The sequence below is a fragment of the Komagataeibacter xylinus genome (assembly GCF_031081985.1).
Taxonomy (GTDB): Bacteria; Pseudomonadota; Alphaproteobacteria; order Acetobacterales; family Acetobacteraceae; genus Komagataeibacter; species Komagataeibacter xylinus_E.
Genome location: NZ_JARWSK010000001.1, coordinates 54023 through 69159, shown reverse-complemented (window position 1 = coordinate 69159; position 15137 = coordinate 54023). Strand labels below are relative to the sequence as shown.

The 15137-nt window shown below is 61.9% G+C and carries 10 protein-coding genes and 2 pseudogenes; 6 read left to right on the top strand and 6 right to left on the bottom strand.

The window, feature by feature from the left end; translation table 11 throughout:
* The first annotated feature begins 352 nt into the window (after positions 1–352).
* Positions 353–1282 carry a DMT family transporter gene (locus QEG70_RS00345; RefSeq protein ID WP_308718810.1) on the top strand — a complete coding sequence of 310 codons (930 nt, stop codon included), beginning with the start codon at positions 353–355 and terminating at the stop codon, positions 1280–1282.
* A 325-nt stretch (positions 1283–1607) separates the two neighbouring features.
* On the opposite strand, the gene QEG70_RS00340 is transcribed toward QEG70_RS00345, so the two are convergent.
* Complete coding sequence (locus QEG70_RS00340) at positions 1608–1832, bottom strand: hypothetical protein (protein WP_308718809.1); 225 nt, start codon at positions 1830–1832, stop codon at positions 1608–1610.
* A gap of 132 nt (positions 1833–1964) precedes the next feature.
* Here QEG70_RS00340 and QEG70_RS00335 point away from each other — a divergent pair, with 132 nt between their 5' ends.
* The 3 genes and pseudogenes from QEG70_RS00335 to QEG70_RS16955 all read left to right on the top strand — a co-directional run.
* The gene (locus tag QEG70_RS00335; RefSeq protein WP_308718808.1) at positions 1965–4232 is read left to right on the top strand and encodes a TonB-dependent receptor; all 2268 of its coding nucleotides are present in this window, start codon (positions 1965–1967) and stop codon (positions 4230–4232) included.
* A gap of 103 nt (positions 4233–4335) precedes the next feature.
* A pseudogene (locus QEG70_RS00330) lies at positions 4336–4553 on the top strand (IS5/IS1182 family transposase); the annotation flags it as partial.
* Between the two features lie 12 nt (positions 4554–4565).
* Positions 4566–4694, top strand: a pseudogene (locus QEG70_RS16955) (carbohydrate porin); the annotation flags it as partial.
* Positions 4695–4998: 304 nt separating this feature from the next.
* On the opposite strand, the gene QEG70_RS00320 reads toward QEG70_RS16955, so the two are convergent.
* The 5 genes from QEG70_RS00320 to QEG70_RS00300 are packed head-to-tail and all read right to left on the bottom strand — an operon-like array spanning position 4999 to position 12479.
* Entirely contained in the window at positions 4999–6336 is a 1338-nt protein-coding gene (locus QEG70_RS00320) for a histidine kinase dimerization/phospho-acceptor domain-containing protein (RefSeq protein WP_308718807.1), read from the bottom strand.
* The gene (locus QEG70_RS00315; protein ID WP_308718806.1) at positions 6333–7004 is read right to left on the bottom strand and encodes a response regulator transcription factor; all 672 of its coding nucleotides are present in this window, start codon (positions 7002–7004) and stop codon (positions 6333–6335) included. Before QEG70_RS00315 ends, QEG70_RS00320 begins: the two co-directional genes overlap by 4 nt.
* Positions 7004–10078, bottom strand: a complete 3075-nt coding sequence (locus tag QEG70_RS00310; protein ID WP_308718805.1) for an efflux RND transporter permease subunit — start codon at positions 10076–10078, stop codon at positions 7004–7006. The genes QEG70_RS00315 and QEG70_RS00310 overlap by 1 nt, the downstream gene beginning before the upstream one ends.
* Positions 10078–11229 carry an efflux RND transporter periplasmic adaptor subunit gene (locus tag QEG70_RS00305; RefSeq protein ID WP_308718804.1) on the bottom strand — a complete coding sequence of 384 codons (1152 nt, stop codon included), beginning with the start codon at positions 11227–11229 and terminating at the stop codon, positions 10078–10080. The genes QEG70_RS00310 and QEG70_RS00305 overlap by 1 nt, the downstream gene beginning before the upstream one ends.
* Complete coding sequence (locus tag QEG70_RS00300; protein ID WP_308718803.1) at positions 11226–12479, bottom strand: TolC family protein; 1254 nt, start codon at positions 12477–12479, stop codon at positions 11226–11228. The genes QEG70_RS00305 and QEG70_RS00300 overlap by 4 nt, the downstream gene beginning before the upstream one ends.
* 789 nt (positions 12480–13268) lie before the next feature.
* Between QEG70_RS00300 and QEG70_RS00295 the strand changes: the two genes are divergently transcribed.
* Positions 13269–13862 (top strand): TetR/AcrR family transcriptional regulator, encoded by a 594-nt coding sequence (locus QEG70_RS00295; RefSeq protein ID WP_308718802.1) that lies wholly within the window; start codon positions 13269–13271, stop codon positions 13860–13862.
* A gap of 85 nt (positions 13863–13947) precedes the next feature.
* The gene (locus QEG70_RS00290) at positions 13948–15105 is read left to right on the top strand and encodes an iron-containing alcohol dehydrogenase (RefSeq protein ID WP_308718801.1); all 1158 of its coding nucleotides are present in this window, start codon (positions 13948–13950) and stop codon (positions 15103–15105) included.
* The last annotated feature ends 32 nt before the right edge of the window (positions 15106–15137 follow it).

The following is a 15137-nucleotide window of genomic DNA, read 5'->3' as shown; positions in this document are numbered from 1 at the left end:
GCTGTTCATTCGGGACAGTTTCTGATCGGAAAAATATGGAGGCAGGCAACGGACTGGCCGCGGACAGGACGGGCAATGCCCAGGCTCTGGATCTATTAATTTAGGGGCTGGCATAGGTAAGCGTTTCTTTCGAAGCTTTTTGCAAAAAGCTTCACCAAAAACTTCTTTACGGTTTACCCCCTGTTACAGGGGCAAGCCATGATTTTCGGGCGCAATCTGCTACCCGAAAAAAATGGGCGCGTCATATAAAATCCGCTGCACAAAACGCATGACTGGATTTACCGACAAGCGCTGGTCTTTCCCCTCTGGCATCCATATCTGCGCCTGAACAATTTTTTCGTGAGCAGTGCGGATGAAGAATACCGGTCTTTCGGCGGGCATGATGCTGGCATTCGCGGCATACGCCTCGTTTTCGATCAGTGATGCCTATTCCAAGCTGCTCGCGGGGCAGATCGACCCGTTTGAGGTCGCGTTTTTCGGTGGTGTTTTTGGCCTGCTGCTCATCCCCTTCATCCGGGGGCAAAACGAATCCTACCTTGACCTGTTCGTGATCCGGCAGCCGGTCATGTGGCTGGTGCGGGCGGCCGCCACCTTTGCTGCCACGGCAGCAAGCGTCGAAGCCTTCATGCTCCTGCCCATGCCGGAAGCCTTTTCGCTCATTTTCCTCATGCCGCTTTTCGTGACCGTCCTCTCGGTCGTGCTGCTACGGGAGAAAGTATCCACGCTGGGGTGGCTGTCGGTCATCGCGGGTTTTGTCGGCGTGCTGATCGTGCTGCGGCCCGGCCTGCGTGCGCTCCACTTCGGGCATCTGTGTGCGCTGATCTCGGCGGTTGCCAATGCCGTATGCGTCATTGCCTACCGGATGTCGGGGCGCAACACGCCGCGCCTGTCCATGTTCAGTTCCAGCCTGTGCGGCCCGCTGCTGGGCAATGGCGCCCTGATGGTGGCCCACGCAAGCTGGCCGCAGGGGGCCACGATCTGGATGTTCCTGTTCGGCTATGGCTTCCTTGCCGCACTCGGGCAACTGCTCATGATGATGGCCGCGACCCGTGCTACGGCCAGCGCGATCGCCCTGCCGCAATACAGCCAGATGCTCTGGGCCGTGGCCTTCAGTTTCTATGTCTTTCATGAACCACTGGATGAATGGACCTTTGTGGGCATCGCGGTGATTATCGCGTCAGGTGTGTTCAAATGGGCCTATCCTCGTGTTGCCACCAGGATCGCGATCATAAAGCAGCAGCGAGTAGTTCAACCGCCATGTGGCCCCTATCCGTTCGCCTGAAATACAATACACCAGCCATACAGCCATAAGCCCGACGACCGTCATGAAACACGTGGTCGTCTTTTTCATGAGCCCACGCTGCTTTCGCCGGGGTGAACTCGCCTCATGCCATATGCCATAGGCCCTGAGGCAATCCAGCCGCATCCGGTATGCGGCCTGAGAAGATCACCTGGCGCGGATGGTTTATTTCGCGCCTCGCCGTCCAAAGCGTGACATGACCGGATTTCCAAATTCGATCGTCTGGTTGAACTGTAGCAGCCGGGCGCATGCCATCACGTCAATAATGATATCACGGAGCAGTGCGCCTGTTCCTTGTTCTCCCTGATCATGGTGAGCCTGATGCAACTGTTTCGGATTCTTTCCGTTGCGGTTTGCATGGCGTCTTTTCACGCCAGGCAGCCAAAGCCTCGTCGGATACAAAATATTGCAAAGTGCCGAAGCGGCATTCACGTTCGTGCATCTGCTGCGGCCCGTGATGCATCCCGGATTGCGTGTAATGGCCGGGACCCAGGCAATAGCTGCGGATAAAGCTCATTAACGTCAGCGACATGACGGGCTCTATCGGAGTTAGGCCTGATGACGAATTGCGGGCACATGAACCGGCATGGCTGCTCACCTGCTATTGCAAATTACTATCAATTGCGAAATAAGGGACGGACACATCATTCTATGAGCTTTGATAATGAATCCTCGTGCGCTTTGCCTGACCACCGTCCTCGCATCCAGCCTGCTGCTCGGCGTTGATGGTCGGGTGGCAGCGACCGCTGCCACAGACGCGTCTGATCCCGTGCATAAAAAAGCCCGGTCTTCTTCTCCCGCCGATGCATCACCTGGCAATGTTGTGGCAAAGGGCGCGGATGCGAACGCCAAAGACACGCCTGACGCCGCGCCCGGCCAGCACGAGGACATCGTCGTCACAGCGGCCCGCCAGAACCGCATGTATGTCAGCAGCGGGGGGGATCTGGGCGCACTTGGAAAGAAGAAGGGCCTCGACGTGCCCTTCAACATCCGCAGCTACAATTCCAGCCTGATCCTGAACCAGCAGTCACAGACACTGGGCGATGTGCTGCTGAACGATCCCACCGTGCGCACCACCATGGGGTATGGCAATTACGCGCAACTGTTCCAGATCCGCGGGTTCACGCTGTATGGCGATGACGTAGCCATTGACGGCCTGTATGGCGTGACCCCACGCCAGCTTGTCTCGCCCCAGCTTTATGATTCAGTACAGGTGCTCAACGGCGCCAGTGCCTTCCTCAATGGCGCGGCCCCCGGCGGGTCGGCCGTTGGCGGCAATGTCAACCTGATCCCCAAGCGTGCGGCAGCGACGGATATCACGCGCATTACCGGCGATTACACCAGCAGCGGTCAGGGTGGTGGCGCATTTGATGTAAGCCGCCGGTTTGGCCACGACCATGCCTTCGGTCTCCGCTTCAATGCTGCCGGCATGGATGGGGAGACGGCGATCAGGGGCGAGCGGCGCGACGACGTGGCCCTTGGCGTGGCCTTTGACTGGCATAACGACAACACGCGCATCGACATGAACATGAATTACCAGAAACAGCAGGTCTTTGGTGGGCGTAGTGCCATCATCGTCTCCAGCCTGGCAACCGGCATGCCTGCGCCGAAGGCCACCTCTCCTTCCGCAAACTGGGGCCAGCGCTGGGCCTATAGCGACCTGAGCTACCTGTTCGGCACACTGAACATCGAACATGATTTTGGCAGCCACATTACCGCATATGGCAAATTCGGCGCGCAGGGCGGTAATGAGATGGGTAATTACGCCACCACCACGTTGACGGATTCCGTAACCGGGGCAGGCAATGTCGGCGCCATGGCGGATGCGTACAACGTCATGAACGAGGCCACGCAGGCCGGTATCCATGCGCATGTCACCACCGGTCCCATCAGGCATGAAATCAACGCGGGCGGCTCCGCGATATGGGAGGAATCGGACGCCGCCTACGCCATGAGCCTGACATCCCAGGCAGGCAACATCTACAGCCCCACGCAGTTCACTCCTGCGGAAACCTATGCCCGGGGGAACATGAATGACCCTGGCCGGGTGGCATGGAACAAGCTGTACAGTCTCTTCCTGTCGGATACGATGACCTTCTGGCATGACCGCATCGCGCTCACGGGCGGCTTCCGGTACCAGGATATCCTGTCGGATTCCTTTGCCTATGGCACCGGCACGTTGAGCAGCCATTACGATGCGGCGGCGTTCTCGCCCGTCATCGGCCTTGTCATTCATCCGGTCAAACATGCAGCCTTGTATTTCAACCGTATTCAGGGCCTGTCGGCGGGGCAGACGGTGGGGGCAACCTACGTTAATGCCGGGCAGGTCTTCGCCCCGTACCAGAGCACACAGTACGAGGTGGGCGCCAAATATGACGTGGGCCGCTTTGCCGCCGGTGTCGCGTTTTTCCAGACCGCCATGCCGCAGGGCATGACCGAAGCCTATGGCAATACCGGGCAGGAAATTTACACGCAGGACGGCCGGCAGCGGAACCGGGGCATGGAACTGACCTTCAATGGCGAGATCCTGCGCGGCCTGCGCTTCAATGGCGGGCTGACGCTGATCGATGCGAAGCAGATGCATACGGCAGGCGGCACATATGACGGCAAAACCGTGATCGGCGTGCCGAACTATACCATCAACGGCAACCTTGAATATGACGTGCCGTTCGTGAAGGGGCTGACGCTGGTCGGCCGTGTCATCAGTACCGGCAAGCAGCAGTTCAACAGCATGAACACGGCGCACCTGCCTGCGTGGTCACGTTTCGATCTTGGCGCGCGCTATACCTTCCTTGCGGCAAAAAAACCGCTGACCGCGCGCTTCGAGGTCGATAACATTGGCAACCAGCGCTACTGGGCATCGGTTTACCAGAGTGACCTGGTCATGGGTGACCCGGAGACCTTCAAGTTTTCGATCAGTGCTGATCTCTGATCCAAAAAACCGTATTCAAAAGATACAACATGGGTAATATATAAAGACACTACGTTTCTTTGGTTTGGTCTCAGTATCCATTGATTCGACTACGGAAATCTGATCCAGTTATACTGGTGCTGCTACCCTGCTGGACAGTCTTCCTGCAGCACAATGGATGCTACGAGATCGCAGGTATAGAGAAAATATAAACACCGCAATTACATCCAGATCATGTTCGGAAGGTTCAAGGACTGGCGGCGGGTTGCAAGCCGCTACGACAGATGCCCGTCCGTATTCTTCCCAACCATCTGCCTCGCCACAACCGTCATGTTCTGGCTATGCGTCCTGAACCTAGGGGCGGCCAGTTCCCGCCTTGCCCAAGCAGACAGGTGCGCGGATCTGCCCATGCAGGGCACCGAATATCATCTGGAACTGACCTATCAGACCCAAGTCACGCCATGGATGGTCGTGCAGCCTGAAGGCGGGATACCGCGGGCGGACATCATCAAGAACCCGCGCCAGATGCCATGGAACCGTGCGCATCAGGCGATGCCGCCACCAGCGCTGTCCCGGCCCCTGCGGCAAGATCGTGTATGCTCCATCCATGGCCTTTGCCGTCACATGGCGCAGCCGGCAGACATCAGCCAGAATACATCTGCGGCCGCGACAGGCTTCAGAAACATGCTATTCAAGGCAAACAGCTTTCCACAAGGCTGTTGAACAGGGACGTGGCGCGCGTGAACAGGATGCGCCCGGCATATCCGTTCCCATCGCCACAGGATCATCATGCAACCTCGGCAGCGGGAAAGGTAAGGCATACGCCAAATCCCCGCGCCGACCCGGGCAGCGGGGAGCGCAGGCGCAGGGTCACGTCCATCTGGGCTGCGATATTGCTGGCGATGGCCAGGCCAAGGCCGCTGCCACGTGCCCCGCTGCCGCCGCGCACGAACGGGCTGGTCAGGCGCGCCAGCACGTCCGGTGGCAGCGCGGGGCAGTCATTGGTGATGTCAATGCCACCACCAGGCAGGACAGCCACCCGCACGGGTGCGCTGTCCCTCCCATGCAGCAGGGCGTTCTCAAGCAGGTTGCGCAGCATGATGCCGGTAGCGTCCATGTCGCCATGCACGAATATATGGTCAACACCATTGGGTGTCAGGCCGATACTCCGGCCATCATGCGGGTTATGGCCAAGGTCATCGACCAGCACATGCACAACGGTCAGCAGGTCAAAACGGTCACGCCGGAAGGCGACACCGGACGAGGCGCGTGAAAACTGCAGCAGCTTTTCCACCGTGCGCCCCAAGCGGCGGGTCCGGTCGCCAATGATGTCCACCCGCCTGTACGCATCCGATCCTGCGGGCACCATCCGGCCCAGCATCTGCACCTGTGCCAGCAGCGCGGCCAGCGGGTTGCGCAGTTCATGCGCGGCGCTGGCGGCAAAAGCCCGCTCGGTAGAAAGCGCCGCCTCCAGTCGCGCCAGCAACGTATTGATCGCGCGCTGGATGGAAATCAGTTCATCAGGCAGGTCAAGGGGCGGAATGGGCTGGAGGTTGCCGCTGCCACGTGCGCGCATCTCGTCATGCAGGCGGTCCAGCGGGCGCAGGGCGCGCCGCACGATCAGGCGCACCAGCAACCAGATCACCGGCAGGAAAAGCAGCATGGGCACGACAGAGATCAGCATCGCGCGCCGGACGGCCTCGCGCCGGTGGAAGGTCGGTTCCCCCACAAGGACACGGTATTTCTCCGCCACGGGTGACGCGACATAAACGCGAAAATGCGGAACATTGGCAAACCCGGTCCGCCACGCGCGCTCGAATGCATCCTGCGGGGCATTCTGGGAACGCAGCACGACATGCCCGGTCACGTCCACGATCTGATAGGCCAATGTGCGCGGCCCGACCTCCGGCAGCCAGGCGATGGATGGCGCCGCGCCGGAATCGTGCAGTCGCGTCGCCACCGCCGTCTGCAGGCGCTCGGAAACCTCCTGCAGGGAATTGTCCAGCCGTTCCGTCACCTCGTAACGGGTAAATCCGCCCACGGCGAAGCTGAGGACAAGCAGCCCCAGTATGACGACCATGAGTACACTGCTGATGATGCGTGTAGACAGGCTCCAGCTTTTCATTCCGCCATTCCGTCCGCCAGGCAGTATCCGCGCCCGCGCACGGTCCGGATGACGGCATTGCCCACCTTCTTGCGCAGGCGGCTTATGAATACCTCCACCGTGTTGCTGTCCACGTCCCGGTCCAGCGCGTACAGCGCGGTATCAATCTGCTGGCGCGAATAGATCCGGCCCGGACTGCGCGACAGCAGTTCCATGATCGCCCATTCCCGCGCGGTCAGATCCAGCCGCCCGCCGCCACGCGACACCGAACGGTTTTCCCGGTCTATCGTGATGTCGCCCACGCGGCAGCGCGCCTGCCTGCGCGGTGATGCATACCGGCGGCCCACGGCGGCGATGCGGGCCACGAGCTCGTTCAAGTCATAGGGCTTGACGATATAGTCGTCCGCCCCCTCGCTCAGCCCTGCAATGCGGTCGCTGATCTGGTCCTCCGCCGTGGTGATGAGGATGGCGATATTCGATGATGTCCGGCGGATCTCGCGCAGCAGGTCGCGCCCGTTGCCATCCGGCAGGCCAAGGTCGAGCAGCATGAAGTCGTATTCCACGGTGGCCATGGCCGCGCGTGCGTCTTCGAGTGTCGTGAACCGGTCCACGGCATGCCCGTCCAGCCGCACGCGTTCCTGCACGGCCGCCCCAAGGTCATGTTCATCTTCCACAATAAGGATACGCATCAGTCCTGCCCTTTCTCGCGCATGACGCGGGCATAAAGCGATGGCAGCACCAGCAGGGTCAGCAGCGTGGAGGTGACCAGCCCGCCAATCACCACGCTGGCCAGCGGGCGTTCCACCTCCGCCCCGGCGCTATCGGAAAACGCCATGGGAAAAAACCCGAGGCTGGCCACAAGGGCCGTGGCCATGACCGGGCGGAAGCGGGATTCGGCCGCCGCAAAGGCCGCCTGCGCCACCGCCATGCCGCGTGCCCTCAGGGCCGCGATCTCGCTGAGCAGTACCACGCCGTTGAGGATCGCAACCCCAAACAGCGCGATGAAGCCGATCCCTGCTGAAATGCTGAACGGCAGGCCGCGCAGCGTCAGCGCCACGATGCCGCCGGTCGCCGCCACCGGCAGGTTGATGAAGACCAGCAGCGCTGGCCGTATGGCCCCGAACGCCACCACCAGCAGCGCAAAGATCAGGCCAAGCGCAATGGGCAGCACGATTTCCAGCCGCTGCATGGCGGATTGCAGGTTACGGAACTGCCCGTCCCACTGCATGGCATAACCTGCGGGCAGTTTTACGTCGCGCGCTACGCGGGCCTGCGCCTCGGCCACGTAGGATGCCAGATCCCGCCCGCGCACGTTGGCCTGCACCACCATGCGGCGGCGCACCCGGTCGCGGCTTATGCGCGGCGGCCCATCGACTTCATGCACATGCGCCACCTGTGAGAGCATGACGCTGCCCTGCCCGTCCATGCGCCGGACCTGCAGCGCACCGATCGCGGCAGTCGAACCGGCAATGCGCAGGTCAAGACGCACCTGCGTGCTGATGATGGCGTTATCGACAATGACCGGCCGGGCGCCGATATGCCCGCCAATCGCCTCCACCGTATCCAGAATGTCCTGCACCGCCACGTTGCGGCTTGCCGCCTGCGTGCGGTCGATGTCAGCCACGATCAGCGGCACGGTGCCATCGCCCGCCGCCGACACGTCCGCCGCACCCTTCACGCCTGACATGGCGGCCACGACCCGGTCGCCCAGTTCGGCCAGCGTGGTCAGGTCATCGCCAAAGATCGAGACGGCAATCTGCGTGCGCACGCCAGAGAGCAGGTCATCCATGCGCATCTGCACCGGCTGGCTCCATGAATACAGCGCATCGGGCAGTTCGCGCCGCAACGTGTCGTCCATCGCGGCGACAAGCCCGGCCTGCGTGCGGGCGGTTTTCCATGTGGAGGGCGGGTTGAGGAAAATGAAGCTGTCGGTCTCGTTCATGCCCATCGGGTCGGTGGGAATGGCCGATGTGCCGGTATTGCTGACCACGGAGCGCACTTCGGGGAAGCGGCGCAGGATCTGCTCCTGCTTCGTGACCGAGGCCAGAACGGTGTCAAGCGAGGCCGAAGGGAGCCGCGTGGTGGTGACCGCCAGCGCGCCCTCGTCAAGCTGGGGAATGAACTCGCCGCCCAGCCGCGTGGCCAGCCCCGCCGAGAGGACCAGCACCGCGATCGTACCGCCAAACAGGATGCGCGGATGCCCCTCGCCCCATGTCACCATGCGCGTATAGGGCCGGCGCATGAAGGCGATCAGCCGCGTATCGCCCGCAGGCCGCACGCCCCCCAGCGCTAGGCTGGCCAGCACGGGGATGCAGATGAAGCAGTACGCAAGCGACGCCAGCAACGCCATGATGACCGTCTGCGCCATGGGGCGGAACATGTGCCCCTCGATCCCCTGCAGGGTGAGGATGGGCAGATAGACCATGATGATGACCAGTATGGCGAACCCCACCGGGCGCATGACCTCCTGCACCGAGGAGATCACCAGCGGCATGAATTCCATCTCCGGCTCTTCCTCGCGCCGGGAGAGCACATGCTCGATCACCACCAGCGAGCCATCGACGATCATGCCGAAATCGATCGCGCCAAGGCTGAGCAGGTTGGCGGAAATGCCGAACTGTCGCATCCCCGCCATGGCGCAGACAAGGGCCACCGGAATGACCGAGGCGATGACCAGCGCCGCCTGCCAGTGGCCGATCACCACCACCAGCACGCCTGCCACCAGCACCGCGCCCATAACCAGATTGTCACGCACGGTGGCGATGGTCTGCCCGGTCAGGGTGGCGCGGGTGTAATAGGGTTCGATCGTAACCCCGGCGGGCAGCGCCTGCCTTATGCCCGGCAGGGCGCGGTCTATCGCGGCAAGGGTGGCGTTGGAACTCGCCCCGCTTTCCATCATCACCACGCCGATCACGATCTCGCCCTGCCCATCACGGGTCACGGCCCCCAGCCGGGTGCGCGCGCCGGTGGTGATGCGCCCGAGGTCGCGCAGCCGCACGGCGGAGCCATCGGGGTTGGTGCGCACGGCGATATTGCCAAAATCCGCCAGGCTGCCCACCAGCCCGCGCCCGACCACGCTCTGCTGTTCGGCATGATGGGTGATCCACCCGCCGCCCGATGCCGCATTGCTGGCATCAACCGCGCGATAGACCTCGCCCACCGACAGGTTGCTGCCAATCAGCCGCGCAGGGTCCAGCGTCACCTCGTAGGTTTCTTCCGCCCCGCCATTGACGTTGACATCCACCACGCCGGGCACGAGGCGCATCTGCGGCACCACGGTCCAGTTCATGATGCGGTTAAGGTCCATGAGCGAGCGCCCGGCGCCACGGATCTGGAACTGCATGATCTCGCCCATGCCAGTGGCCAGCGGCCCCATGCTGACCGTAATGCCGGGCACGGATATGCTGGCGCGGGCCTGCTCTATACGTTCATTGACGCGGGTGCGGTCCAGGTTGATGTCGGTCCCGTCGGCAAACTGCACATACACCACCGACACCCCGCCACGGGAGACGGAGCGCAGGTCGGTCATGCCGGGAATGCCAGTCATGCTGGCCTCAAGCGGGAAGGTGATGAGCTTTTCCACCTCTTCCGTCGCAAGACCGGGGGCAACGACCGAGACGAGCACCTGCCTGGGCGAGATATCGGGCACCGCCTCCACCGGCAGGCCAAGCACCACCATGATGCCTGCCGCCAGCAGCAGGCCAAGGCCGCCCAGAACCAGCATGCGCCCGCGCAGCAGGGCCTCGAGGTATCTGTGCGCCATCAGTCCGCATCCATCCCGGCAAGGCCGATGACCGAACGCAGGGCGAAGCTGCCATGGGATACGACCGGCTCGCCGCCTTCCAGCCCGGAACGGATGACCGCCCGCACCCCGTCATCAAGCGCCACATCGACCACGACGGGCCGGTAATCGGTTTCGCTCACCCGCACGAACACGGCACTGCGCCCGTCAATATGCTGCAGGGCTTCGGATGGCACGACAATGCCCGCCATGCTGTCGCGCTGCGCCAACGTGGCATCCATTACCATGCCGGGCACCAGGGCGCCGCCAGGGTTGGCCACGGCGCTGATGACCCGGACCAGCCCGGTCAGCGGGCTGGCCATGCCATCCACCGTATCGATACGTGAGATGAGCGGGCCACCGGGCGCTTGTGTCACCTGCTGGCCGCCTGATCCGATCCGCGCCGCCTGGTCGGGCGGGATGTCGGAGACAAGCCATATGCCGGACAGGTCGGCCACGGTCGCCACATCCACGGTCGGGTCCACGTCGCCGGCCACCGATGTATTGATCGCCTGTACCGTGCCATCGAGCGGGGAAATCAGGGTTGAGGTCTCATCCTCCACACCCTTGCTGTCCTGTTCCGATGATGAATTGAACTCCTCGGCAAAGCGGTGGCCCAGCGTGTCCACATCCGCCTGCCGGGCGCGCAGGGTGGCGTCTGCCTGCGCCAGCACGTCCTGCCTGCGGCGCAGTTCGGCCATGGAGATGCTCTCGCCCGCCAGCGCTTTCGCCCGCTGCACGGCACCGGCGGCATCCGCACGGGCCGCGATGGCCGCCGTGAGTGCGGCGCGCATCTGGGCTGCCTGCAGGCGCGCGACATGCAGGGAATGGTCCTGATAGCGCACCAGCGCCTGCCCGCGCGCCGCATGCGCGCCCGGCTGCACCAGCACCGCCAGCACCTTGCCGCTGCCTGCGGGATGGATATGCACGACCCGTGTCGTATCGGCCGTGACCCGGCTCATGACCGGCAGCACGGGCGCAACCGTGCCGGGCGTGGCCGTGACCACGCTGATGCCTTCATTGGTGAGTGCCGCCGCATCCAGCTTGACCACGGGCGGCAGCGTGGCTTCCTCCGCCCGGGCCGCAAGGCAACCGGGCATGAGCAGCAGCAGGGCGAGGGTAACGGGCTTCATGGCACGATGCCTGTCGCGACCAGCATGCGGATGCTGGCCACATGCCACTCCACCTCCGCCCGCGCGCTGGCCAGTCGGGTATTGGCTGCCGCCTGCCGGGCGGCAAGTGCCGTGTCCAGGCTGGCTTCGCCTGCCCGCCAGGCGCGTTCCTGTGCCACGGCGCGCTTCTCCATGCTTTCAGCGGCGCTGCGGGTGGCCTGCCGTGCCGTGGTGGCTGTAATCAGGCGTTCGCGCACGCGTAGCAGTTCCAGGTGCACCATGCGTCGTGCCTGTGTCTCCTGGCTGGTGGCCGTAGCCAGCCGGTTATGTGCTTCGGACATAATGGGGGTATTGCGGACCTCGCTGGGCAGGGGAATGCTGAAATTCAGCCCCACGCGGTCATCCCACGGGCTGCCGTACTGCTTTTCATGGATGGCATCCACGCCAATTTCCGGGTTGGGCATGAAGGAACGGCGCGCCAGCTTCATGTTGGCCTCGGCAGCTTCAACATTGCGGTGCGCCACCCTGATGCGGGGATCATTGTCTTCCATGTCGCGCGGGGCGATGAAGCGGGCGTGGGTGACGTCGCCTTCGCCGTAACGCGCGAGATCCGGCACGACCGGGCGACCGAGGAGGACTTCCAGCGCAGCGGTCGCGTTTTCGGCCTCCTCCTGCGCCAGGGCCAGTTCGTTGCGGGCATTTTCCATCGCTGCCTGCGCCATCTGCCCGTCGGTCGCGGCCAGTTCGCCCCCATGCACCGCGTGCGTGGCGCTTGTAGCCATGCGCGCGGTCGCATCATACAGGGTGCGGGCCACATCCACCCGGCTGCGCGCGATCAGGGCGGCGGCGCCAGCGTCGAGCACCCGGATGGACAGCGCCATGTGTTCGACATTGAGCTGTTCATCAATCGACGCGGCTTCCGCGCTGGCGACCTGTTGCGTGGCGCTGCCCTGTCCCGGCAGCCACAGCGGCACGGACACCCCACCCTGATAGGTTGTATAGCCTTCGTTACTGCCCAGCATGTGGTCATCCATATATTCACCCGACAGGGTTGGACCACCGGCAAACCATGACCCCGCCGCGCTGGCGCGGGCACGGGCGGAATGGTGGCCGACCTGCAGTTCGGTGCGGACGGGATCAATGGCCCAGGCCATGCCGACCGCTTCATGGAATGACGGGCCGGACTGCGACATCTGCGCCCGCGCGGGCTGACCCCACGCCACGGCGCAGGCTATGGCGATGGACAGAAGCGGGCGCATGGTGCGGTTCATGCTTCGGTCCATCATGGAATGACAGGCGCGCCATCATGATGTTGATGTCGGACCTGACCGAAAGCAGGGACTACGTCATGCGGTCCCGCATTATAATAAGGCCTCTGTGAAAACCGATGGGAAGACATTGTCCTGCGCCCCCCATGGCAGATGAGGCTCGCCACTTGAATGCGCGGGCAGGGAAACGGGTCAGAAATCATGTCAAAGACACGCTGTTTCGCCACGTCAGACGAGCACGCCATGCGTGGCGGCATGGCGTTGCACAGCGCAGGCTATGGGCATGGTCATCATGCACATGCCACCCACCTGCGGGCGGATGGCCTGCGTCAGGGTCATACATATGTCGTCTGTTCCGCTTTTTTTGCCCGGACGATCTGGACATGCAGACAATCAATGCAGGCTGCATACAGACAGCTTAACGGTCTTCTTTGCATGACCTATATGTTTATTCCCCCATGATATATAAACCTACGCCATCATGATAATGACTTGACGCTGATACCAGAGAAACCTGACGTGAACCTGAATATTAGGAAGATAAGGGCAGATTTTTAAAAAATCCGCCCAATGAAAATGATTTTCATTTAAAATAGTATATTCCCTGGATTGCGATGCGACCATTTTAGAGAACTATATCGATCTTATTGTCGGTCATGTTCGGAAATTACTTTTTTATAATACGTTTTATGTGCCGGTGCGCACGGGCTCGTTCAGTCATAAAACAAGAAAGAGACGACCGGTCTAATTTTTGTCTGGACATCTAGACCGGTCACCCGTATATAGACTTCCATGAAGATCGCAGAGAAACATCGCGCTGCCCGGCAGCACATTCTGGAAGCGGCCCGCCCGCTTATCGGCCAGCGTGGTTTCTCGGCCGTCGGTCTGGCGCAGATACTCGATGTCGCGGGCATCCCCAAGGGGTCGTTCTACCATTACTTCGAATCAAAGGAAGCCTTTGGCGAGGCCCTGCTCCAGACCTATATCGACGATTACCTGATAAAGATGGATGACATCCTGGGAAACGATGATGAGAACGCCGCACAGCGGATTACCCGCTACTGCCAGTTCTGGCGCGATACCCATATCGAAGGGCAGATTGGCAACAAATGCCTCATCGTAAAGCTTGCAGCGGAAGTCTCGGACCTGTCCGAACGGATGCGCGCCATTCTCGATGTCGGTACCCGCACGGTCATTGACCGGATCAGCACCGTCATTGCCAGCGGGCAGGAAGAAGGGTCCATCGGCAGCACACAGCCCGCGCTGATGCTGGCGGCCTCCCTTTACCAGCTCTGGCTGGGGTCAACGCTCATGGTAAAAATCACCCATAGTTCTCCGCCGTTTGATCATGCCTGGGAGGCAAGCAGGCGGCTTCTGGAAATCTAGCGTGCCGGACGGGCCACAACGGCCTGTCCTGCGATTTTAATAGATGACCGGTCTAATAGAGACGACCGGTCCAATAGGTGTAAAGATGCAGAATTTCGAATTCTACAACCCCACGCGGGTCCTGTTTGGCAAAGGCATGATTGCGCGCCTTGATGACCAACTGTCGCCCGAAGCCCGCGTGCTCGTGCTGTATGGTGGTTCCAGCGCCGAGCGCAGCGGCACGCTGAACGAAGTCCGTGCGGCCCTGGGCAACCGGACCTTCCGTGAGTTTGGTGGCATTGAAGCCAACCCGACTTACGAAACCCTGATGAAGGCCGTGACCATGGTGCGGGCGGAAAAGCTCGATTTCCTGCTGGCCGTGGGCGGCGGGTCGGTCATGGATGGCACCAAGTTCGTGGCTGCCGCCGTGCCGTATGAAGGCGAGCCGTGGGACATTCTGGTCAGCAAGGGCGAGGCCGCGAAAAAGGCGCTGCCGCTGGGCACCGTTGTCACCCTGCCCGCCACCGGGTCCGAAATGAACTGCCTGAGCGTGATTTCACGCCAGTCCACGGGCGACAAGCTGCTGTTCTCCAACCCGCTGGTCTATCCGCGCTTTTCCGTGCTGGACCCCATGCGCACCATGAGCCTGCCCATGAAGCAGGTCATCAATGGTGTCGTGGACTCCTTCGTGCATGTGATGGAGCAGTACATGACCTATCCGGTCGATGGCATGGCACAGGACCGCTTTTCCGAGGGGCTGCTGTCCAGCCTGGTGGAAATCGGGCCGCGTATTGTCGCAACACCGGAAGATTATGACCTGCGCTCCAACCTCATGTGGGTTGCAACCCTGGCGCTGAATGGCCTGATCGGCGCGGGCGTGCCTCATGACTGGACCACGCACATGATCGGACATGAAATCACGGCGAAATACCATATCGACCACGCCCGCACGCTGGCCATGGTGTTCCCTGCCCTGCTGAAGGTGCGCCGCGCCGAAAAGCGCGCCAAGCTGCTGCAATACGCCGCACGGGTGTGGAACCTGACCGAAGGCACGGAAGACGAGCGGATCGATGCCGTCATTCGCAAGACCGAGGAATTCTTTGAAAACCTTGGCGTGCCGACCCGCCTGTCTGCCTACGGCATCGGGGCGGAAGGCATCAACGACCTGGTTGGTCAGCTTGAAGATCACGGCATGACCCACCTGGGCGAAAACGGTGATGTCACGCTTGATGTCAGCCGCCTGATACTTGAAGCCGCTGCCTGATTTCCACTGAACAACCACCGGGATACGGCCAC

Coding starts and splice junctions, on each gene's coding strand:
- QEG70_RS00290 (WP_308718801.1), top strand. CDS start 13,948: ATGCAGAATTTCGAATTCTACAACCCCACGCGGGTCCTGTTTGGCAAA.
- QEG70_RS00305 (WP_308718804.1), bottom strand. CDS start 11,229: ATGAAGCCCGTTACCCTCGCCCTGCTGCTGCTCATGCCCGGTTGCCTT.
- QEG70_RS00295 (WP_308718802.1), top strand. CDS start 13,269: ATGAAGATCGCAGAGAAACATCGCGCTGCCCGGCAGCACATTCTGGAA.
- QEG70_RS00310 (WP_308718805.1), bottom strand. CDS start 10,078: ATGGCGCACAGATACCTCGAGGCCCTGCTGCGCGGGCGCATGCTGGTT.
- QEG70_RS00335 (WP_308718808.1), top strand. CDS start 1,965: ATGAATCCTCGTGCGCTTTGCCTGACCACCGTCCTCGCATCCAGCCTG.
- QEG70_RS00315 (WP_308718806.1), bottom strand. CDS start 7,004: ATGCGTATCCTTATTGTGGAAGATGAACATGACCTTGGGGCGGCCGTG.
- QEG70_RS00300 (WP_308718803.1), bottom strand. CDS start 12,479: ATGAACCGCACCATGCGCCCGCTTCTGTCCATCGCCATAGCCTGCGCC.
- QEG70_RS00345 (WP_308718810.1), top strand. CDS start 353: ATGAAGAATACCGGTCTTTCGGCGGGCATGATGCTGGCATTCGCGGCA.
- QEG70_RS00320 (WP_308718807.1), bottom strand. CDS start 6,336: ATGAAAAGCTGGAGCCTGTCTACACGCATCATCAGCAGTGTACTCATG.
- QEG70_RS00340 (WP_308718809.1), bottom strand. CDS start 1,832: ATGTCGCTGACGTTAATGAGCTTTATCCGCAGCTATTGCCTGGGTCCC.